Annotated in this window: 22 protein-coding genes; 15 read left to right on the top strand and 7 right to left on the bottom strand. The window is 47.3% G+C overall.

The genetic code is table 11. From position 1 onward, the window contains the following. Position 1: 1 nt before the first annotated feature. Positions 2 to 925, bottom strand: coding sequence for an AAA family ATPase (locus tag ACZGCQ_RS01625; protein ID WP_481265180.1), 924 nt, complete (start codon positions 923 to 925; stop codon positions 2 to 4). Positions 926 to 942: 17 nt separating this feature from the next. Next, the gene (locus ACZGCQ_RS01630) at positions 943 to 1,635 is read right to left on the bottom strand and encodes a hypothetical protein (protein ID WP_481265181.1); all 693 of its coding nucleotides are present in this window, start codon (positions 1,633 to 1,635) and stop codon (positions 943 to 945) included. Positions 1,636 to 1,816: 181 nt separating this feature from the next. Between ACZGCQ_RS01630 and ACZGCQ_RS01635 the strand changes: the two genes are divergently transcribed. Continuing rightward, positions 1,817 to 2,431 (top strand): NAD(P)-dependent oxidoreductase, encoded by a 615-nt coding sequence (locus tag ACZGCQ_RS01635; protein ID WP_481265182.1) that lies wholly within the window; start codon positions 1,817 to 1,819, stop codon positions 2,429 to 2,431. A 46-nt stretch (positions 2,432 to 2,477) separates the two neighbouring features. Here the strand turns inward: ACZGCQ_RS01635 and amyS are convergent, their stop codons facing one another. Beyond that, positions 2,478 to 4,019: an alpha-amylase gene (gene amyS, locus ACZGCQ_RS01640; protein ID WP_481265183.1), complete on the bottom strand. Its 1,542-nt coding sequence runs from the start codon at positions 4,017 to 4,019 to the stop codon at positions 2,478 to 2,480. 337 nt (positions 4,020 to 4,356) lie between these two features. On the opposite strand from amyS, the gene ACZGCQ_RS01645 reads away from it, so the two are divergent. Together ACZGCQ_RS01645 and ACZGCQ_RS01650 are read left to right on the top strand one after the other, a co-directional pair. After that, entirely contained in the window at positions 4,357 to 5,181 is an 825-nt protein-coding gene (locus tag ACZGCQ_RS01645; protein ID WP_050678504.1) for an endonuclease I family protein, read from the top strand. A 358-nt stretch (positions 5,182 to 5,539) separates the two neighbouring features. Further along, entirely contained in the window at positions 5,540 to 6,124 is a 585-nt protein-coding gene (locus ACZGCQ_RS01650; protein ID WP_481265184.1) for a YdcF family protein, read from the top strand. 50 nt (positions 6,125 to 6,174) lie between these two features. On the opposite strand, the gene ACZGCQ_RS01655 is transcribed toward ACZGCQ_RS01650, so the two are convergent. Both ACZGCQ_RS01655 and ytzI read right to left on the bottom strand, forming a co-directional pair. Next, positions 6,175 to 6,726 carry a hypothetical protein gene (locus ACZGCQ_RS01655; RefSeq protein WP_481265185.1) on the bottom strand — a complete coding sequence of 184 codons (552 nt, stop codon included), beginning with the start codon at positions 6,724 to 6,726 and terminating at the stop codon, positions 6,175 to 6,177. A 133-nt stretch (positions 6,727 to 6,859) separates the two neighbouring features. Next, the gene (ytzI, locus tag ACZGCQ_RS01660; RefSeq protein WP_023467656.1) at positions 6,860 to 7,033 is read right to left on the bottom strand and encodes a YtzI protein; all 174 of its coding nucleotides are present in this window, start codon (positions 7,031 to 7,033) and stop codon (positions 6,860 to 6,862) included. Positions 7,034 to 7,159: 126 nt separating this feature from the next. Here ytzI and ACZGCQ_RS01665 point away from each other — a divergent pair, with 126 nt between their 5' ends. Beyond that, entirely contained in the window at positions 7,160 to 8,263 is a 1,104-nt protein-coding gene (locus tag ACZGCQ_RS01665) for a PP2C family protein-serine/threonine phosphatase (RefSeq protein ID WP_481265186.1), read from the top strand. Positions 8,264 to 8,343: 80 nt separating this feature from the next. On the opposite strand, the gene ACZGCQ_RS01670 is transcribed toward ACZGCQ_RS01665, so the two are convergent. Further along, positions 8,344 to 9,279: a magnesium transporter CorA family protein gene (locus ACZGCQ_RS01670; RefSeq protein ID WP_029341164.1), complete on the bottom strand. Its 936-nt coding sequence runs from the start codon at positions 9,277 to 9,279 to the stop codon at positions 8,344 to 8,346. A gap of 122 nt (positions 9,280 to 9,401) precedes the next feature. On the opposite strand from ACZGCQ_RS01670, the gene ACZGCQ_RS01675 reads away from it, so the two are divergent. Then, entirely contained in the window at positions 9,402 to 9,770 is a 369-nt protein-coding gene (locus tag ACZGCQ_RS01675; RefSeq protein ID WP_023467659.1) for an Hpt domain-containing protein, read from the top strand. A 46-nt stretch (positions 9,771 to 9,816) separates the two neighbouring features. Here ACZGCQ_RS01675 and ACZGCQ_RS01680 read toward each other — a convergent pair whose 3' ends face one another. Then, positions 9,817 to 10,695 (bottom strand): chemotaxis protein CheV, encoded by an 879-nt coding sequence (locus tag ACZGCQ_RS01680; protein WP_432237215.1) that lies wholly within the window; start codon positions 10,693 to 10,695, stop codon positions 9,817 to 9,819. Positions 10,696 to 10,913: 218 nt separating this feature from the next. On the opposite strand from ACZGCQ_RS01680, the gene ACZGCQ_RS01685 reads away from it, so the two are divergent. The 10 genes from ACZGCQ_RS01685 (at position 10,914) to ACZGCQ_RS01730 (ending at position 19,681) form a co-directional block, all read left to right on the top strand. Further along, positions 10,914 to 12,353: an NADP-dependent glyceraldehyde-3-phosphate dehydrogenase gene (locus ACZGCQ_RS01685; protein WP_481265187.1), complete on the top strand. Its 1,440-nt coding sequence runs from the start codon at positions 10,914 to 10,916 to the stop codon at positions 12,351 to 12,353. Between the two features lie 173 nt (positions 12,354 to 12,526). Then, positions 12,527 to 13,498 (top strand): MBL fold metallo-hydrolase, encoded by a 972-nt coding sequence (locus ACZGCQ_RS01690; RefSeq protein ID WP_481265188.1) that lies wholly within the window; start codon positions 12,527 to 12,529, stop codon positions 13,496 to 13,498. Then, entirely contained in the window at positions 13,498 to 14,256 is a 759-nt protein-coding gene (locus ACZGCQ_RS01695; RefSeq protein ID WP_481265189.1) for an SDR family NAD(P)-dependent oxidoreductase, read from the top strand. The genes ACZGCQ_RS01690 and ACZGCQ_RS01695 overlap by 1 nt, the downstream gene beginning before the upstream one ends. Positions 14,257 to 14,275: 19 nt before the next feature. Then, positions 14,276 to 15,472: an ABC transporter substrate-binding protein gene (locus tag ACZGCQ_RS01700; RefSeq protein WP_481265190.1), complete on the top strand. Its 1,197-nt coding sequence runs from the start codon at positions 14,276 to 14,278 to the stop codon at positions 15,470 to 15,472. Next, positions 15,459 to 16,217, top strand: a complete 759-nt coding sequence (locus ACZGCQ_RS01705; protein ID WP_481265191.1) for an ABC transporter permease — start codon at positions 15,459 to 15,461, stop codon at positions 16,215 to 16,217. Before ACZGCQ_RS01700 ends, ACZGCQ_RS01705 begins: the two co-directional genes overlap by 14 nt. Beyond that, positions 16,214 to 16,960, top strand: coding sequence for an ABC transporter permease subunit (locus tag ACZGCQ_RS01710; protein WP_029341172.1), 747 nt, complete (start codon positions 16,214 to 16,216; stop codon positions 16,958 to 16,960). The genes ACZGCQ_RS01705 and ACZGCQ_RS01710 overlap by 4 nt, the downstream gene beginning before the upstream one ends. Then, complete coding sequence (locus ACZGCQ_RS01715) at positions 16,932 to 17,819, top strand: ABC transporter ATP-binding protein (protein WP_029341173.1); 888 nt, start codon at positions 16,932 to 16,934, stop codon at positions 17,817 to 17,819. Before ACZGCQ_RS01710 ends, ACZGCQ_RS01715 begins: the two co-directional genes overlap by 29 nt. A gap of 1 nt (position 17,820) precedes the next feature. Beyond that, positions 17,821 to 18,402, top strand: coding sequence for a CDP-alcohol phosphatidyltransferase family protein (locus ACZGCQ_RS01720; protein WP_023467668.1), 582 nt, complete (start codon positions 17,821 to 17,823; stop codon positions 18,400 to 18,402). Next, positions 18,399 to 18,983, top strand: coding sequence for an NUDIX hydrolase (locus ACZGCQ_RS01725; protein WP_029341174.1), 585 nt, complete (start codon positions 18,399 to 18,401; stop codon positions 18,981 to 18,983). Before ACZGCQ_RS01720 ends, ACZGCQ_RS01725 begins: the two co-directional genes overlap by 4 nt. A 161-nt stretch (positions 18,984 to 19,144) precedes the next feature. Further along, positions 19,145 to 19,681 carry a PadR family transcriptional regulator gene (locus ACZGCQ_RS01730; protein WP_029341175.1) on the top strand — a complete coding sequence of 179 codons (537 nt, stop codon included), beginning with the start codon at positions 19,145 to 19,147 and terminating at the stop codon, positions 19,679 to 19,681. The last annotated feature ends 73 nt before the right edge of the window (positions 19,682 to 19,754 follow it).

A 19,754-nucleotide genomic window follows, 5' to 3' on the forward strand; every position in this document is an offset into this window, starting at 1 on the left:
GTCACCCCATCTCGACCGGAACTGGTACGTCGTCCAGAATATGTGTCAAGACAGCCGCTTTCGTCGTCTTGATTCCACCTTCAAGTGTCAGCGTCAAACGGTGGGATAGGACATGTTTTGCGAGATATTTAATATCTTCCGGAATGATGAAATCGCGCTGATTCAAGAAAGCAAAGCTTTGCGAAGCGCGAAGCAACGCAATCGCTCCTCGCGGACTGACGCCGACTTCAATGAGTTCATGATTTCGTGTCGCTTGAACGATGTGTAATAGATAGTCGAGCACGTCTTGCGATGCATGGACGCGGCGTGCCTCTTCCTGCCAGGAAATCAAGTCGCCACCTGACGCGATGCCGACGGCTGATCGACGGACGTTCGTCAGAATCTCAGATAATAAGCGACGTTCGTTCTCGAAATCCGGGTAACCGACTTCGATCGCGACCATGAACCGGTCGAGTTGTGCGTCCGGTAGCGGGAACGTTCCGGCAGATTCGATCGGATTTTGTGTCGCGATGACGAAGAACGGGGCTGGCATCTGATACGTCGTGCCACCAATCGAGACCTGGCGTTCCTCCATCGCTTCGAGCAAGGCCGATTGTGTCCGTGGAACAGCGCGGTTGATCTCATCGATCAAGACGACGTTCGCAAACAATGGACCGCGTTTATTCTCGAACTCCTGTGTCTTTAAGTTGAAGAAGTCCGACCCGATGACGTCTGACGGGAGAAGGTCCGCCGTGAACTGGATCCGCGAGAAGGCACTCTCAAAGCTCTGAGCGAGCGCCTTCGCGAGCATCGTTTTCCCTGTTCCCGGTACATCTTCTAATAGAATATGCCCTTCTGCGATGAGTGCCGTCAGACAGAGATCGATGACGTCCGGTTTACCGAGATAGATCGAATTGAGTTGGTCTTTTAATTGTTGTAGTTTCATAGGAAATCCCTCCAAGGTTAAATGGTTGAGTAGCGTGCTAGTTGTTGTTCAAAGCGTAGAATTTCATCGTCCGTGACGATCGTTTCTGACACGTCGCCATAGCGGATATTCCGATACAGCTGAAAATCGACAGGGACCTCGATCCGACGCAACCAGTCTTCAAGCGTTTCGTTCGGACGACGTTGCTGACTGCGCGGTAAGTGTTGCTCAAAGCGGATGACGAGATCCCGGACACGTGAAGACGAATACGATGCATACAGATAAGGCGATTTTCTTAAAGAAGCAGGACGAAAGATCGACTGAGTAAATGGAACGTCATCCGTTACTTCTCCTATAGACCTGCGCCGTTTTTTCACGCGACGCGACTGAACGAGTTTCCAGACCATGAAACTAAACAAGCTGATTAAAATGACATATTGTAGATAAGAAAGAGGGGAGACAGACGCATCCGCTTTAAGGGATTTCCAAAGTTCCTTTGGACCAGGTATTCGTGCGATTGGACTAAATGGCATCTTGTCTCTTGTTTTAACATGAGAGTGACCAGGATCAGTTTTACGATCAATGTCTCCATCTACGTATCGCCAGTCTGATGGATTTTTAACAGGACCCGGCATGATGTAATGCGTATAGACGTACGTCGTGATGGTTTGAAACAAAAACAGACCGATTAGAATGACACCTAGCGACATGATGAAGCGTTGCCGTAACACAAGCGATCCTCCTTCCTGTATTTAAGGAAAAAATATCCATATGTACTTAGGAAGATTTTAGCATACACGCTTAACAAATAAAAACAATTTTCTGAAAATAAAGACGATGTGAGACGATTCATTTTCAAGTGGTGAGGGTATGATGGAATCAGTGGTTCTTGAAAGAGAAAGGGTGTTTTGTATGAAATTGATTATTTTTGGAGCGACGGGTCAAACGGGGCAAGAACTGGTCAAGCAAGCGATTGATCACGGGCATGAGGTCACGGCGTTCGTCCGCAGTCCGGAAAAGCTGACACTACGTGATGAACGGTTACACGTCGTTAAGGGTGACGTGCTCGATCAAGAAGCGGTGACGGCTGCTGTTTCCGGGCAAGAGGCTGTCCTGACGGCTCTTGGCACAGAGAGTCTTGCATACAGCGGCTTTTTAGAACGGAGTCTCGTCCGGATCGTGACAGCGATGAAAAAACAGGGGGTAGACCGGATCGGTTATGTCGCGTCTGCCGGTGTTGATGATGAATTACCGGGTGTACAAGGGATGCTCGCTCAGCGGATTCTGAAAAATCCACTGAAGGATCACCGCCAAGCGATCGCGCTTTTGCAACAAGCAGATTTGAACTATACGGTAGCCCGACCACTCCGTTTACTGAACGGTCCGTTAACAGGACTTTATCGTCAAGCGGATACAGGTGTACCGGAAGATGCGAAACAGATTAATCGCGCAGATGTGGCGCATTTCCTCTTACAAGCGATTGAAACAGAAGATCATATCAAATCGAGTGTCGGTTTAGCTGAATGAAGAAGAAAGGTCTCTCCCGTCATACGGAAGAGCCCTTTTTGAATGCTTATTGTTGACGATAGACGGAGACCGAACCACCGTTGACGAAGAATTGACCGTAGCCATCTTGGTTGATCGTAACTGATGCCGTGTTGTTTCCAGTGATGTCTGTCCAGACTTCTCCTTTGTTCTGAAGACCGACATACATCCATTTGCTACCGCCAGGACCGTCCGACAGGATCGTCGCAAGACCAGATTTCGCACGGTCCGAGACACCTTCACGTGTCCAACCGATGACGTCTTGGTTATCGAGGTAATCGTTTTGTTTCCCAAACGCGAAGTCTTTCCGTGCTTTGAGCAATGGATCAATCTTCGAAGCAAGTGCTGGAATCTCGCGATTCGACGTGCCTTTTGTGCCATAGTAGTCACCATAGAAGACCGACGGATATCCTTGTTCCCGTGTCAGGATCATCGCGTAAGCAAGTGGTTTGAACCATGACTGAACCGTTGATTCAAGTGATTGCCCGGGTTGTGAATCATGGTTTTCAACGAGTGTGACAGCTTGAACTGGATTACTCTTAACGAGAGTACCGTCAAAGATTGTTCGCATGTCGTAGTACCCGCCGCCTTTACTTGCTTGCTCGAATTTATAATGAAGCGGCGCATCAAAGACGGATTGTTGATAATTCGTCCGGCTTAAGTAGTTTTGCAACGTGCCGAGATCGTTCTGCCAATACTCTGCGACTGTGAACAATGGTTTGCCCGTCGTTTGACGAACGTTCGCAAGCCAGTCTGCTAAGTAACCATGTTTGATATGCTTGACGGCATCGAGACGGAATCCATCAAGACCCAGTTCGTTGACGTACCACTTGCCCCAGTTCTTCATTTCTTGTTGGACTTCTGGATGATCAAAGTCGAGATCGGCATACATCAAGTAATCATAGTTGCCGTTTTCACCTGAAACATCTGTATCCCACGCTTTTCCGGTACCGCGGAACTTATAGATGGCACTCTTAGAACGCGATTGATCCCAGTCCGTGCCGTCGAAGTGGTACCATTTCCACTTGAAGTTCGAGTAGAGGTTATTTCGCGCTGCAAAATTGAAGCCCGTCCATGCCTGGATTTGATAATCGCCAGAGACTTCCTGATTACGGTTACCCGGATTGACTTCGACTGCCGTGACGGCTTCCGTGAAATCGGCGCCACCTTTATGGTTCATGACGACATCGCCATAGACATCGATTCCGGCGGTATGCAATTGTCCGATCGCCGTTTTTAATTGCGCCTTTGTGCCGTATTTCGTACGGACCGTTCCTTTTTGGTTGAACTCACCTAAATCGTACAAATCGTAGGCGCCGTACCCGACATCATTTTGCGAAGTCCCTTTGTAGGCAGGCGGAATCCAAACCGATGTGATTCCGAGCTGATCGAGCTTTGTTGCGTCACTCCCGAGACGGTTCCAGTGGTTACCGTCATTTGGCACATACCATTCGAAATACTGCATCATCGTTCCGTTGTCTGCCGTTGCGCCGACTGCAATCGGTTGCGCAAGTGGCGCTAAAAAAGCAGCGGATGCGACGGTTGCTAAAATCCATCTTTTTTGTTTCACGTAAAGACCTCCTTATGATTTGTGAAAGCGCTTGCATTATTTATTATAGGGAAGCTTCAGACAGGAGGAATATCGTCCCGGATTCTTATTTGTCAGTCTCTTTTGTTCGTGACTTTTGACCCTAGAATATTTCTCCTGAAGAACTATTTTGATGGGATTGACGTCATAAATGAAAAAAATCAGGACCATCTAACCGTTGCCTTTCGATGGATATTCTGAATGACGAATCACCTTTAAAAAAGCAGGTCTATCGTCCATCTTCCACCAGGAATGGATTCGGTGTGAAAATGAGCGTGTAACACCAGCTCTCATACATACCAATCAAGGGGGAACACACATGAACTGGAAGTCAAAGGTCACAGGTGCGCTTGCCGCAACACTTGCACTCGGGTCAATCGTCTTTACACCGGTCACAGCAAAAACAGTTGATCCAAAACAAGTTTCAGCAGGTCCGCAAATGGTCACATCACAATCGACGATCGATGCGTACTATTTACCAGCAGCGGGGAAGACAGGGGCAGCGTTGAAGGCATCGCTGCACGATATCATCGATAATCATACACAAGTGTCATACGACACGGTATGGACAGCACTGAAAGAAACGGATCAAGATCCAAACAATGCGAATAACGTCATCGAGTTATACACGGGGAAATCGATTTCAAAGAGCAGTAATGGTGGGAATGTCGGTCAGTGGAACCGGGAGCACGTCTGGGCAAAGTCGCACGGTGACTTTGGTACGACGAACGGTCCTGGAACAGACTTGCATCACTTGCGTCCGGAAGATGTCGTCGTCAATAGTGCACGGGGCAATCTTGACTTCGATAATGGCGGTACGAAGTACAGTGGATGCGATTGCTACCGCGATGGTGATTCGTGGGAACCACCGAACCGTGTCAAAGGTGACATCGCGCGGATGATCTTCTACATGGCGGTTCGTTATGAAGGTGGCGGAGAAATCGATCTCGAAGCCTCAGAAAACGTCAATAATGGTACGAACCCGTTACACGGCAAATTGTCGACGCTGAAAGCATGGAACAAGCTTGACCCAGTCGATAGCTTCGAGATGCGTCGTAACGATGTCATCTTCGAAAAGTGGCAAAAAAACCGGAATCCATTCATTGATCATCCGGAATACGTAACATCAATTTGGGGAAATTGATGACGAGTCAATAAATAGGAGAGGGGCTGACTCAACAGTTAGTCTCTACAAAGACAGGGGTGGCAGAATGATGATCTGCCACCCCTGTCTTATAACAAAAAGAATGACGCGTTTCACGCAACTCCTACAGGAAAAAGCGCATCTTTGCGCTGTCAGAGACAAACAAGCCAGCTTTCCTGCTTGAATGAAGCAGGAAAGCTGGCTTGTGTCTCGCCTGAGGAAAGGGCGTGAAAAGACGCGTCATTCTTTTTCGAGTCAGCCTCTTTTCATTAAGTCCAAACCTGTTGTGCTGAAACTTTTTAGAAAACCATTCGTATTGCCTACCGTAAGCCATTTTTTAGTAGAGAGGTCGTACGGTATGATCAAACGCACGTTTAACAAACGAAACATCAAATGGATGGTTGGTGGGGGGCTCGTCGCTTGTGTCGCCTTCTGGTACAGTGTCGGTATTTTCGTCAACAAAGGGGAGCGCCCCCTCGCTGATGGGACGTCACCGTATGTCATCGTTCTCGGAGCGGGTGTCAAAGGAGAAAAACCGTCGCAAATCCTACATAACCGAATTCAGGCGGCTGCGACATATGGGAAACAACATCCGAATGTCCGCTTCATCTTAAGTGGTGGACAAGGTCCGGATGAGGATATCTCGGAAGCAGAAGCAATGCGACGTGGAATGGTAGCGTCTGGTATTAATGAAGAGCGATTGATCCTTGAATCCAACTCGACATCGACGACAGAAAATCTACAATTTTCAAAAGCGTTGTTGCCAAATGATGTTAATCAAGTTTCGATCGTCACGTCGGATTTCCATTTGTATCGAGCTCGAAAAGAAGCACAACAACTTGGTTTACAGACGGACGCAATTCCGGCTGCGACACCTCTTTCAGGAGTTCTTCGATTCGGTATGCGCGAACGTGTGGCGATTCTCGTTCAATTTCTACGTTAAAAAACCCCGACGTATTTGACGCGTCGGGGTAACTTAAGAAGTATATCGGATTAGATACCTTCGCCTTTATGTTTTTCCTCAGATTGTTGAGAGTTGTTTGCTGGTTTGTCGGAAGCATCATGCTCAGCTGGTGGTTCTTCTTTGCCGAGTGCGACATCTTTCGCTTCGACGACTTTACTGCTGATGGCATTTAAGTCGCCTTTTGTCTCATTGACGGTGTCTTTTACTGTCGAAGCATCTGATTTGACCGTTTCTAGTTCTGTGTTCACTTTGTCATAGACATTTTGAACGTCAGACGCCACTTCTTGAATGATGCTTGAAGCACTCTTCACTTGATTGATGACTTGTGACGCTTTGCCTGACGGATCTTCCTTAATAGAAGACGCGAGCGTCGAAACAGAATCCTTCGCACCACGTAAGCTTTGTTTCGTGTTCTGACGGGACGAAGAACTAAGTAGCGTCAATAGACCGCCGACAAGGGCACCGAGCAACATCCCTGTGACGAGGTTGACTTGACGACCTGATGATTCTTCCTGATCAAATTGACGATTCGGATGTTCTGCGTGTGTTGCGTGTGGATCATGTTGAAGCTTCGGTTCCATGATGAACACTCCCTTGAGATAATATTTAACCATGATATGGATATACCCTTGTGACCGAATCAAAAACATCTAAAAAAAACATGTATTTGAAATGAACTAAAAAAGACCATCGTGATATGATGGTCTAAGAGGTTCATTTGTTGGATGAATCATCATCATTTTCGTGACGAAGTTTTCGGTTGATTTCATCATAATCGATTTCGATATCATCTTTGTTGCCTTTGTAGCCATATCCTTTCGAAATGACGATGATCGAGGCGACCAAGACGAATACGATGATGAGAATGGAGACGACATATAACCACATAGTCCACTCCTCCTTTCGTTCACTTTCTAGTATGACGGAAAATGCAGCTTCCGTCTAAACGAAATTGTAGGTTGTGTGCTAAACTAATTTCAGATAAATATGTTAAACGGAACGAGGTGACGGCGGATGAGTATTTTGGTCGTAGATGATGAGTTAACCAATTTAATGCTCTTAGAGCGCTTGTTAGAAAATGAAGGCTATGACGTCGTCAAAGCGATGAGCGGGGAAGAAGCCATTGAATTGATGGAAGATCCGTTATTCATCGAACAGTTGGACGTTGTTCTCCTCGACGTCGAAATGCCAGGGATCAGCGGAATTGAGGCAACACGTTTGATTCGAAAACGGTTTGGTCTCGATGAACTGCCGATCCTGATCGTTTCGGGACGATCCAACGAAGAAGACATCGTTGATGGACTGAATGCAGGAGCATCGGATTATACGACGAAACCGATCCGTAAAACGGAATTGCTCGCGCGAGTTCGTAACGCGATTGGTCTGAAGCAAGCAATCGATGCGCGAAAACGATATGAAAAAGTATTACAGGAAGACTTTGATTTGGCGCAAAAACTGCAACAGAGTGTGCTCAGTGCGAATATCGAAGACGATGAGATCCGCATCATGGCGACGTATATCCCTTCTAAGAAATTAGCAGGAGATATGTACGCCTGGTACCGCATCTCTCAAAATAAATACGGCATCATCCTGTTTGACGTCATGGGACACGGTGTCTCTTCTGCGCTGATCACGATGGGAATGAGTTCGATTTTGTTCGAACTCGTGCACCGGATTGGTGATCCAGCACAAGTACTTGAAGAATTGAATCAGCAGATGAGTCGTTTGTTCCCGGGAGACGAGACAGAAATCTATTTCACTGCCGTTTACCTCTACATCGACCTAGATGAGATGAAGCTCAGCTATGCGAACGCAGGGCACCCACCTGGTTTGTTACGCATGAATGATCAAATCATTCCGCTTGAGAATACGGGACTTCCTGTCGGTATGTTCGAAGACTCGACGTATTCGAGTAAGTCGATTGACATTGTCTCACCCGGATGTGTGTACTTGTATACGGATGGGTTCATGGAACTCTACAGTAAAGGCATTGATGAAGGGATCCACGCGATCCAGAACCTGATTGAACAACAAGGACCGAACATTCATCAGTTGATTCAACCGGATCAGAGCGATGAAGCGGACGATCTTTGTCTTGTGACGGTCGAGATCAACTAGTATTTAAACGAAAAGACTCCGCGACGGAAACACCGTCGCGGAGTCTTTTTTGAGCCATACAAGCTCTGAACTTACTTGAACTAGAAGAACCTTCTCCGCCATAAAATGAACGCAGCAAGACCAGAGAAGAAAATCATCATACCGAAGACGATCCAGAAACCGATGACTTCTCCTTCCCAGGGTACGTGGACGTTCATCCCGAACATCCCGGAAATCATCGTCGGGATCGAGATGACGATCGTAATCGAGGCAAGGAACTTCATGACGAAGTTGACATTGTTCGAGATGACGGAACCGAATGTATCCATCGTCGAACTGATAATATCCTTATAGATTTGAGCCATTTCCATCGCTTGTCGGTGTTCGACGAAGACGTCTTCAAGTAAATCTTCATCGTCTTCATGTTTCTCAAGACTCGGTGTCTTGATGATTCGGTCGAGTACACCATCGTTTGATTTTAAGGAAGTCATGAAATAGACCAATGATTTCTGAAGGTTCATCAATTGGAAGATTTCTTGATTTCGCATCGAACGTTGTAACTCTTCCTCAAGTTCGTCCATGCGACGGTCGATTTGACGCAAGAAACGTAAATACGAGGAACTGACTTTGTAGAGAATCTGGAATACGAATCGCGATCGATAATTCGTCCGGAAGCCACGCAATTTACCACTCGAGAATAAGGTCAGCACATCGAGTTGTTGCGAACAAACGGTGATGAAATGACGGGATGTCACGATGATACCGAGTGGAATCGTATTATAACGGCGTCCTGATGATTCTTCTTCGATGTAGGGAACGTCGACGATCATCAGCAGGCCTTCTTCATCTTTTTCAAAACGTGGTTTTTCTTCCACGTCCAAAGGGTCATAAATGAAATCCTCTGGAATTTTCGTAGCAGCGATGACTTGGTCGGCTTCGTCCTTTGTCGGATTGACAAGATGGATCCAGGAACCTTTCGTGAACTCCTGTATCTCGTTGACTGCCCCGGTGACATCGCTTCGATAAATCGTCAACATATTGTCTATCCCTCCTGCTCTTCACTGTCTCATTATAGAAATAGATACGACGGCGTGTAAATGATTCTCCGATTTTTTTTTGTGAAGATTAGTGATAAGATGAAAACAGAGGAGGGGAAGACATGCCTTTTTTTAATGCTAAGAAGCTCGAAGAACTTCAATCGATCGCAGGTGGAGACCATGCGTTCCTTCAAAAAATCGGAGAAACGTATATCGCGCAGTTCGATCGAAAGTTTCCTGAACTAAAAGATGCCGTCGCCAAGCAAGATGCTGAGCAAACTGAAAAGCTCGCTCACTTGCTAAAAGGTGCTTCCTATTCCGTTGCCGCTGATGATTTAGCTGATGATTTCGAACTGCTTGAAAAAGAAGCAGAATCTGGTTCAATGACCGGAACACAAGAAATCGTCGATCGGATTGAGCAATGCATGGTGGAATTCCGTGTCGTCTGGCTCGATGTCTTTACTGGAAAAAATCTTGACGCGCTGCGTTGAGCAATCGAATAGATCAAAAAAGCCGACATGCTGTCGGCTTTTTTTCTTATAAGACGTATGAATCGACCGTTTCGATCAAACGACCGATTTCCGGTTTCGTGATTTGTGCATTGACACCAACCGACTCACCTTTATGGCGTAAATCGTCGGAAATCAAGGAAGAGAAGACGATGATTGGCAATTCCGCATAACGATCATCTTCACGGAGTCGTTTCGTCAAGTGTAGTCCATCCATCTTCGGCATCTCGATATCGGTGATTAGGAGATCACAGTTACTTCCTTGTTCGAAAGCATCGAATGCTTCTTTTCCATTGATGAACCATTTTAGTCCATGATAGCCGGCTTCCTCGAGTGTTTCGATGATCAACGTCCGGAGCATTTCCGAGTCTTCGGCGATCCAGATGACTTTGTCGGACCGGTCACGGGACTGGACGCGACGTCCTTCTTCGCGGGCGAAGATATCCTTGCGTGAGAGCTCGAGTGCGATTTTTTCGTAATCGAGCAAGATGATCATCTTGTCACCCGTTTTGACGACACCGTTCGTCAATCCTTCGATTCCACGAGCAAGTTCGTTTGGTGTATCAATTTGCTCCCACGAGATGCGACGGATTTCTGTTACAGAGTCCACGCGCAGGACACTCTTTTCTCCGTTAAATTCACAGATGATTAGTCGATCCTCGGTTGCTTCGTCATGGGGGACGCCGATGACCGTCGGCAAATCGATCACTGTCATGACCTCACCGCGGAGCTCGATCAATCCTTTGACAGCATCCGGTGTACCCGGGAGTGGTGTCATCGGGAGCGGAACGATGATTTCCCGGACTTTCATGACGTTGATTCCGAACGTATACGGACCGCAATGGAAGATGACGATCTCGAGTTCGTTCGTGCCGGCTTCTAATAAAATATCGTGCTGATTGTACATATGATTGTGCCCCTTTCCATTACCTTCACTTCACTTCTGACTAGTTATCGGCATGCTACGCTAAAAATTCTAGTTCTGAATTGACAAAAAAAGTGTTGTAATCGCTTTCATAATATGTTAAGCAAAAAGTTTGGCATTTGTCTGACCAATTGATTACAATAAGCTATGCAGCCACACACTGAAATGAGAGAGATAAAAATAAATGGAGGTAGAGTGGAATGACTACAGCAACAACCTACACATTTTTACTAGATGGACAATGGCATGAAAGTGAATCAAAAGAGACGATTGAAATCTCTTCACCATATAAAGAGGATCTTGTCGGTCGTGTTCAAGCGATGACGAAACCAGAAGTCGATCGTGCCATCGCTTCAGCGAAAACGGCACAAGCAGAATGGGCAAAGCAACCGGCAAACAAACGGGCTGAATTGCTTCATGCGTGGGCAACGGAACTCGAGAAACGTGCCGACGAAATCGGTGAAGTCATCATGCGCGAAGTCGGTAAAGGACGTGCGGATGGCGTCAAAGAAGTCAAACGGACAGCTGAAATCATTCGCTACACAGCGGAAGAAGGTCTTCGTTTTGACGGTCAGATGATGCAAGGGGATTCGTTCCCTGGCGGTAGCGCGAAAAAAATCGCAGTTATCAAAAAAGCACCGCTCGGCGTCGTGCTTGCGATTTCACCATTCAACTACCCAGTCAACTTGGCAGCAGCAAAACTTGCACCTGCACTCATGACAGGGAACGCTGTTGTCTTCAAACCAGCAACACAAGGTTCGATCAGCGGTATCTTGATGGTCGAGGCACTCGTCGCAGCAGGTCTTCCAGCTGGACTCGTCAACATCGTCACAGGTCGTGGATCGGTCATCGGTGATTACTTGACAGCTCACCCAGGAATCAACATGATTACATTCACTGGTGGTACAGGAACAGGGCAACATTTGTCTCGTCAATCGGCAATGATTCCACTCGTCCTCGAACTTGGCGGAAAAGACCCAGCACTCGTCCTTGAAGATGCAAACCTGTCACTTGCGGCAGACCATATCATCAGTGGTGCGTTCTCTTACTCAGGTCAACGTTGTACAGCAATCAAACGCGTCTTCGTTCTTGATCACCAAGCGGATGCACTCATTGAAGAACTTAAAACGCGAATCGCGAAATTGACAGTCGGTTCACCTGAACAAGACAGTGTCGTCGTACCACTCATCGATACGAAATCAGCGGATTTCGTCGAAGGCTTGATCACGGATGCAACTGACAAAGGTGCAACGCTCGTCAATGGTGGTGGACGTACGGCAAACTTGATTGAACCAACGCTTCTTGACAATGTGACACGCGACATGCGCGTTGCTTGGGAAGAGCCGTTCGGACCAGTTCTCCCAATCATCCGTGTTAACTCGGTTGACGAGATGATCGCGTACTCGAACGAATCAGAGTATGGTCTTCAAGCAAGTGTCTTCACAGAGAATATCGATGCAGCGTTTGCGGTAGCAGATGCGCTTGAAACTGGTTCTGTTCAAATCAATGGCCGGACGGAACGTGGTCCTGACCACTTCCCATTCATCGGTGTGAAATCATCGGGTCTCGGCGTACAAGGTGTCGGACGAAGCCTCGCTTCGATGACGCGTGATAAATTAACAGTTCTTAACTTAAAATAAGTTGTTAACCGACCTTTCAATCTGCGGAAAGGTCGGTTTTTTGTGCATCCGTTTTTGAAGCGCTAACGTATGCTAAACAACAAATGTCATCCGTTGACGCACAAAGTTTGGCGCTATAGCTTCATTCTCTCTATAATGAAAGAAAATGGACGAGAGAAAAGAGGCGTGTAGGCATGACTGTATCAGACGAAATCATTTCGATTCCGATTCCGACACCATTTCCGGTAGGAGACGTGAACTGCTACGTATTACGAACAGAAGGGGAGAACATCCTCATTGATTGTGGCCCCGATACACTTGAAGCGTGGCAAGCGATGCAACAAATTTTGGCACGACATGATCTTCAAGTCGAGGATCTCGATCGTGTCATCGTGACACATCACCATGCGGATCACGCTGGGATGGCGCATCGCTTTTCAGAAAAAGGGATTCCGGTTTACGGACATGCGCGGTTACGCCCGTATTTGGAGCAAGATGAGACGTTCTTAAACAATGGAGATGCGTTCTTGCAGCGATTGGCGACATCGTTTGGTGTTCCGTCAGCTATTCAAGAAATGTTACCAAGCTATCAATCTGCCTTGAAATGGCTTGGTAAAGGTCAACTTGATTTCACATTAAAAGAAGGCGACGCAATTACGCCGTCTGGGCGATACCGTGTCATCGAACTACCGGGGCATGCAAGTGACCAAATCGGAATTTTAAGTGACGATGGTGTGTTGTTCGCAGCCGATCATTTGCTCGACCGGGTCGAACCGAACCCGTTGCTCGAACAACCGCAACCAGGAGATGATGCGCTCGTCAAACGACCTGTCCTTGCGTACCTCGACTCCTTAGAAAAACTACAAGGTGAACAAATCCGAATCGCCTATACCGGTCATGGTGCTCCGATTCGGGATGTTGCGGCACTCGTCGAAGAACGGTTGATGCAACGAAAGGCGCGCGGCGATCAACTACTCAAGTATTTTTCTGGAGAGCACACGTTATTCGAATTAGCACAAGTGACGTATGGTAACCGATTAAAAAAATCCTTCCCACTCGTCATGAGTGAAATGAAGGCACGCCTTGATACGCTCGTCGCACGTGGTGCGATCACGGTTGAGAAACGATCAGGTATCCTCTACTATTCGAAAATGGAGGAAGTTTAATGCAACTCATGAACCGGACAATCGTCATCACAGGAGCTTCGAGTGGTCTTGGGGAAGCGCTAGCCCGTACTTTACACAAAGAAGGTGCGAACTTGATTTTAGTCGCACGACGCGAGGAACGATTACAAATATTAGCGTCTGAACTGCAGGCAGACTACCTGATCTACGATTTGGAAGAGGCGCCTGAAATTCTTGCGAATACACTCGCAAATCGTTATGGACGGATCGATATTTTGATTAATAACGCAGGTTTCGGGGAATTCAGCTTCCTAGACGATACCTCGATTGAAACGATCGAGTCGATGCACCGAATCAATGTCTTAAGTCCCGTTCGCTTAACGAAAGCATGTCTGCCATTACTCAAAAAAAATGGCATGATCGTCAATGTTGCAAGTCAGGCGGGCAAGTTGCCGACACCGAAGTCAACGATCTACTGCATGACGAAAGCGGCAATGTTACAGTTTTCGAATGCATTGCGTCTGGAATTACGTCCAAAAGGTATCCATGTCATGACGGTTAATCCCGGACCAATCGCGACGGAATTTTTCGTAAGAGCGGACATTAGCCGAAAGTATGAAAAAAACGTCGCTTCGATCGTCTTATCAAAAGAACAACTTGCACAGACCGTCGTTCGGGCGATGCGGCGCCGCAAGCGAGAAGTCAATGCACCATGGTGGATGGAGCTTTCGGCAAAAGGATACGGCGTTATGCCGCAGCTGATTGAGTGGTTAGGAAAATCAGGTTTCGACAAAAAGTGATGACGGAGGAGAACAACGAATGAAAACAAAAGTAATCAGCTTTCTTGCCTTAAGTACCCTGCTTGCAGGATGTGGGACACCGGATGCAACACCGGAACCGAAAAATGTCTTAGGGACTTCTTATCAGACGATTGAAAAAGAAGCGGAAAAATCAACGGTTCGGATGTACATGTGGGGCGGCGATGACGGCATCAATGCCTACATCGATGAGTACGTAGCACCGCGTTTGAAGAAGGAACACAACATCACCTTAGAACGGGTTCCAATCGAGACGGCGGATATTATTCAAAAACTGCGTGCTGAGAAGCAGGCAGGTAAGGAAAAAGGTGTCATCGATGTCGTCTGGATCAATGGCGATAATTTTTTAAATGCTAAAAAAGATGATTTACTGTATGGCGAAATCACGAAAGTCCTCCCGAACATGAAGTATGTCGATGCTGCCGCGCAAAGTTCAGATAGCGGCACAAAAACAGAAGGTTTGGAAGCCGCGTGGGGGAAAGTCCAATACACGTTGCACTATGACGCAGCCGATGTGAAGTCGCCACCGACCGACTTGAAAGCGTTGAAGTCTTGGCTCAAGGAGAATCCAGGGCGCTTCACTTATCCGGAAGTGACGGACTTTACGGGGAATGCCTTCGTCCGCCATGTCATGTATGGTGTCGAATCGAATGAAACGTTAAAGGATCCAAAAGCAGATTTTAAGAAGACATGGGCTTACTTGAACGAAATCAAGCCATATCTTTGGAAAAAAGGGAAGACGTATCCAAAAACGCTTGCGCAACTTGATCAGTTATACGCAAAAGGAGACGTCGACTTTACGATGGGCTTCAACGAACGACGGGCAGAACAAGAAGTGAAGTCAGGTACGTTCCCGAAACAAACACGTCCAATCGTCTTGAAGGAAGGCTCAATCGCGTCGACACATTTCCTTTCTGTACCGTTCAATGCACCGAACCCGAAAGGTGCACTCGTTGCGATCAACACCTTGTTGTCACCAGAGGCGCAGTTGAAAAAATATGATGCAACTTACTGGGGAGACGGTTCAAGTCTTGATTTATCGACACTTGATACGGCAGAACAAAAACAGTTCGCTGATGTACCGGCTGCACCGTCAACACCGAAACCGAGTGTCTTTGAAGGAAAGGTCCGGACGGAACTCGACCCGTCCATCTTTGAGATGATCCGTAAGGAATGGCCGTCTCGTGTGGCGCGGTAACGCATATCCCGCCGCCATCTTGATGGCAGGCATGGTCTTATATGGGTTATGGGTAAGTGTCTCGATGACTTCACCTGCTGATTACCGCGAGCTACTGACGGATGATGTCTTTTTAGAAAGTCTAGCCGTCAGTAGTTACGTGGCGATTGTCAGTACGGTGCTCGCGCTGATCATTGGTGTAGTGCTCGCTCGGCTCTTGAGCAGAACACGACTAGCCGCGTTACTTGCGATTCCGTTATTCATTCCTCATCTAGGAGCGGCGTATCTCGCCATCCTCTATCTCAGTGATGTGCCTGTCATTGGACCGCACGAAGGGAATTATTTTAGTGTCATCCTGACGTATCTGTATAAAGAAATTCCGTTCGTCTTTTTTTATCTCTTACCGGTGGTTCGGCGTCTTGATCCACGTTATCAAGAGCTCGGTACGATGCTCGGTTTGTCACCGGTGCGCCGTTTTTGGCATGCGCGAGGTGTATTTTTACTTGTACCGATGCTAGAAGCAGCTTTTATCTTACTTGCCTTCATCCTGTTCGCATATGAAATCCCTGCATTACTTGGTGTGACCTATCCGAAATTACTCGGAGTCTATGCGTTCGATTTATATACACAAGGCGATTTATCAGAGCAACCACTCGCTTTTGCGATGAGTGTCGTTTTGACGGGAGGACTTTTCTTCCTCTTGTTGCTCATGACTGGTTTGACACGCCCACTGGCAGCGAAGATTAGTAGGGGGCGGAGCGAATGAAAAAAATTAGTACTACTGTATTCGTCGTGCTCCTATTCATTGTCCCCTTGATCGGATTGATTCCGGGGAAGTGGAATTGGAATCCGCGTCTTGAAGCGACGCTTGGTACGACGGTCGCGATGATCTGTGCCGTCGTGTTGTTGAATCATCTCTTCGGATACATGGCAGGAAAAGCGATTGCCTTTCAAGCGGGGAAACGTGTTCGTATAGCGGAGTTCTTGATCAGTTTACCGTTGTTTGTTCCTGTCTTGTTGCTGTCCTTTGGTCTTTATTTGACATGGATTCGTCTTGGTCTAGCAGATCGGTTTTTCGGTGTCCTGCTCGTGTTACTTCTGCCGACCTTGCCATATACAGTTCGCTTGTACACGAACGGATTTCAAGCGCTCGGGGAACGGATGCTCGAACAGATGGTTTTGATCGAGGGGAATCGATTCAAACGTTGGTTCTATTTGACGGGTCCTATGCTTCGATCGACGCTACAATCCGTGACGTTGCTCGTCACGGTGATCACGATCAGTCAGTATGCACTGGTGGCGTTAATCGGTGGTGGGATCGTCCGCATGATCGCACTGGAGGTGTTCCCGGCGTATTCCGGTAATTCTCAAGGGGCGGCGCGTCTCGCGACACTGTGGTTGATCGGGTTGCCCGTTCTCTTTTATGCGTTGCAAGCCGTTATTTTTTCTAGTTGGATACGAATCGTACGGAGGCGTTTAAATGGAAGTCACGATACAACAAGTCAATAAACGATTTGGAACGAAGCGTGTATTATCTGATATCGATTTAAAGATCGCGTCTGGACAATGTGTGGCATTAGTTGGACCGAGCGGTAGTGGGAAGACGACGCTACTCCGGCTGATTGCGGGTCTTGAACGTGTGACGAGTGGAGTGATTCAATTCGGGGATCGAGATGTCACTGTTCTTTCGCCGAATCAACGTGGTGTGACGATGATGTTTCAACGGTCTCTATTGTTCCCACATTTGAACGTCGAACAGAACATCCGTCTCGGTGCAAAACAATTAACACCAATCGAGCTCAAATCCTGGTTACATCGCGTGGGACTCGAGGGAAGAGAAAAAAGTGCCGTCCACGAACTCTCAGGGGGTGAACAACAGCGGGCAAGCTTAGCTCGTGCGCTAGCAAGTCAACCGGACTTCTTGTTGCTCGATGAACCGTTCTCGAGTCTAGATGTACCGAGACGACGGGAACTTCGGACATTGATTCGGAAGTTGACCGAGGAACAAGGTGTCACGACACTCCTTGTCACACACGACCGGGAAGAGGCAATGGCGATGGCGGATGTGGTATATGTCTTAGAACAGGGGCGAATCGTCGATCATGGTACACCGATTACGCTTAGCCAGACAAGTCCGTTTTTTGGCGAAGGCATTCAGATTGAAGAAACATGGCATCCGTTGACGGCAGTCAACTTGGTCTCAAGACCGACGAAGGAAACGGATGAACGTGTTACGATTACAAAAGAACTCATTCAATACGGTGTACGTTTCTACGAAGTAGAACGGGCGTCCGGAGAACGTCTCGTGCTCTCTTCAGACGAGACGATTCAGGTGAAAGAAGGGTATATCGTTAGAAAGGAGGGGTGATATGTTAGATACGCGTGCGCGTAAAATCGTTCAACCCCTATTTGATCAAGGGGCGACCTTATTTAAGAAAATCGGATTATCGGCAACGCAGGTGACGATTATTTCCGGTATCATCGGTGGTGCAACGGGCTTTTTCGTCTATAACGACATGATGGGAACAGCGATTGTCTTGTTATGGATCTCGGGCATGCTCGATGTCATCGACGGAACGATGGCACGAAAAGAGAAGACGACTCCGATCGGCACGATTCTTGACCTTGTTCTCGACCGAATCGTCGAGCTGTCAGTATTGATTGGTCTTGCACTCCGATTTCCGGAAACGCAGGTCGTCATTCTGTTGCTCGTCGCATCATTCGTCATTGGGATGACGATGTTCCTTGCAATCGGAGCGGTCAGTGAAAATTACGGCTACAAGTCGTTTCAATATCAACCAGGACTCGTCGAACGGACGGAAGGATTTTTATTCCTGACAGCGATGATTCTGTTCCCAAGCGCCATCATTTGGATCGCAATCGTCTTTTTGATTGCTGAACTCTATACGGTCGGAGAGCGATTCCATCAAGCTTCGAAGGTGTTACGATGAGTGAACAAGAGATGATCATGACAGTAGATCGAGCGGGCAACCTGCTCGGACCTCGTCCGCGCTCGGAAGTCCACGCAAACGGCTTGTGGCACGAAACGTTTCATTGTTTCGTTTATGATCCAAAGCGGGACGTCGTGTTGCTCCAGCAACGGTCTGAACAAAAGAAGGACTTTCCAGGAATGATCGATATCACGGCAGCCGGTCATTTGCTTGCGAATGAGACAATCGAGGATGGTGTCCGGGAACTCGAGGAAGAGATTGGTTTGACGTGTACATTGGATCAATTGATACCGCTTGGCATCCAGGAAGAGGAGTTTCGGGATGCGTCGCTTTGGGACTGTGAGCGATGCCATGTCTTTCTTGCTCAAAGTGATCAAGCGATAGACGCATACGTCCTCCAGGAAACAGAAGTGAAGCGATTGATTGCTTTTCCAATCGAGCAGTTTGAACGAATCGCTGACGAGTCCATCGAGCGCATTCAGGACACGACAGGCGAATGGTTCGATCGTCGTCAATTCGTTCCGCATCCTTCTTCTTACTGGAGACATGTACGACAAGGAATCGAGCAATTACGTAAATAGAAACAATCGAAAAGCAATAACGCATGAAGACCTACGATCGAATGTGATTCGCTCGCAGGTCTTTTTTTAATCGTACATTCGTTCGACGCAAGAGTAGCGAAATTAAGATATATTTGAGATAATTAAGTATATATACAAAAGAAGGAAAGAAGGTGCAGCCAGTGGCATTACGATTTGCACTACTCGGGCTGCTGACCCAAGGGGAAGCGACCGGTTATGATTTAAGCGCGACTTTTAAAAAACAGATGATCCACTTCTGGACCGCACATCATACACAAATATACCGAGAGTTGTTAAAGATGGAAGAAGCAGAACTCGTGACGAGTGTCCATATCGTTCAAGAAGATCTGCCGGACAAAAAAGTCTATTCCATCACCGATAAAGGGCGGACGGAGCTTGTCGAATGGCTACGGACACCAAACGAGTTCAAACCAAAGATGAAGGATGAAAACTTGATGCGAGTTTCGCTCTTACATCTGCTGCCGCCAGGAGAAGCTATCGCCTATTTAGAGGAATCAAAACGCCATCACCAATTTGCTGTTGAGATGATGCATAGTTGGCGTCACGATCATCTCGAGAACGGTGCAACACTAGGCGAGACCTTGACGAGTGAGTACGGCTTGCGTATGATGTTGAATTACTTGGATTGGTGTGATTGGGCAATCGCGGAAATCAAAAAAAACGAAGCAAACGTCTAACAACACTGGCTCGACTGTCATGGAAGTGGCGGATTCGAGCCAGTGTTGTTTTTGATGATATGAAGTAAGGAGC

This window comes from Exiguobacterium sp. HSB13 (assembly GCF_056764755.1).

Excerpts from the sequence above, each read along its gene's own strand:
- ACZGCQ_RS01625 (WP_481265180.1), bottom strand. The coding sequence starts at position 925 with ATGAAACTACAACAATTAAAAGACCAACTCAATTCGATCTATCTCGGT.
- ACZGCQ_RS01635 (WP_481265182.1), top strand. The coding sequence starts at position 1,817 with ATGAAATTGATTATTTTTGGAGCGACGGGTCAAACGGGGCAAGAACTG.
- ACZGCQ_RS01645 (WP_050678504.1), top strand. The coding sequence starts at position 4,357 with ATGAACTGGAAGTCAAAGGTCACAGGTGCGCTTGCCGCAACACTTGCA.
- ACZGCQ_RS01650 (WP_481265184.1), top strand. The coding sequence starts at position 5,540 with ATGATCAAACGCACGTTTAACAAACGAAACATCAAATGGATGGTTGGT.
- ACZGCQ_RS01655 (WP_481265185.1), bottom strand. The coding sequence starts at position 6,726 with ATGGAACCGAAGCTTCAACATGATCCACACGCAACACACGCAGAACAT.
- ytzI (WP_023467656.1), bottom strand. The coding sequence starts at position 7,033 with ATGTGGTTATATGTCGTCTCCATTCTCATCATCGTATTCGTCTTGGTC.
- ACZGCQ_RS01665 (WP_481265186.1), top strand. The coding sequence starts at position 7,160 with ATGAGTATTTTGGTCGTAGATGATGAGTTAACCAATTTAATGCTCTTA.
- ACZGCQ_RS01670 (WP_029341164.1), bottom strand. The coding sequence starts at position 9,279 with ATGTTGACGATTTATCGAAGCGATGTCACCGGGGCAGTCAACGAGATA.
- ACZGCQ_RS01675 (WP_023467659.1), top strand. The coding sequence starts at position 9,402 with ATGCCTTTTTTTAATGCTAAGAAGCTCGAAGAACTTCAATCGATCGCA.
- ACZGCQ_RS01680 (WP_432237215.1), bottom strand. The coding sequence starts at position 10,695 with ATGTACAATCAGCACGATATTTTATTAGAAGCCGGCACGAACGAACTC.
- ACZGCQ_RS01685 (WP_481265187.1), top strand. The coding sequence starts at position 10,914 with ATGACTACAGCAACAACCTACACATTTTTACTAGATGGACAATGGCAT.
- ACZGCQ_RS01690 (WP_481265188.1), top strand. The coding sequence starts at position 12,527 with ATGACTGTATCAGACGAAATCATTTCGATTCCGATTCCGACACCATTT.
- ACZGCQ_RS01695 (WP_481265189.1), top strand. The coding sequence starts at position 13,498 with ATGCAACTCATGAACCGGACAATCGTCATCACAGGAGCTTCGAGTGGT.
- ACZGCQ_RS01700 (WP_481265190.1), top strand. The coding sequence starts at position 14,276 with ATGAAAACAAAAGTAATCAGCTTTCTTGCCTTAAGTACCCTGCTTGCA.
- ACZGCQ_RS01710 (WP_029341172.1), top strand. The coding sequence starts at position 16,214 with ATGAAAAAAATTAGTACTACTGTATTCGTCGTGCTCCTATTCATTGTC.
- ACZGCQ_RS01715 (WP_029341173.1), top strand. The coding sequence starts at position 16,932 with ATGGAAGTCACGATACAACAAGTCAATAAACGATTTGGAACGAAGCGT.
- ACZGCQ_RS01720 (WP_023467668.1), top strand. The coding sequence starts at position 17,821 with ATGTTAGATACGCGTGCGCGTAAAATCGTTCAACCCCTATTTGATCAA.
- ACZGCQ_RS01725 (WP_029341174.1), top strand. The coding sequence starts at position 18,399 with ATGAGTGAACAAGAGATGATCATGACAGTAGATCGAGCGGGCAACCTG.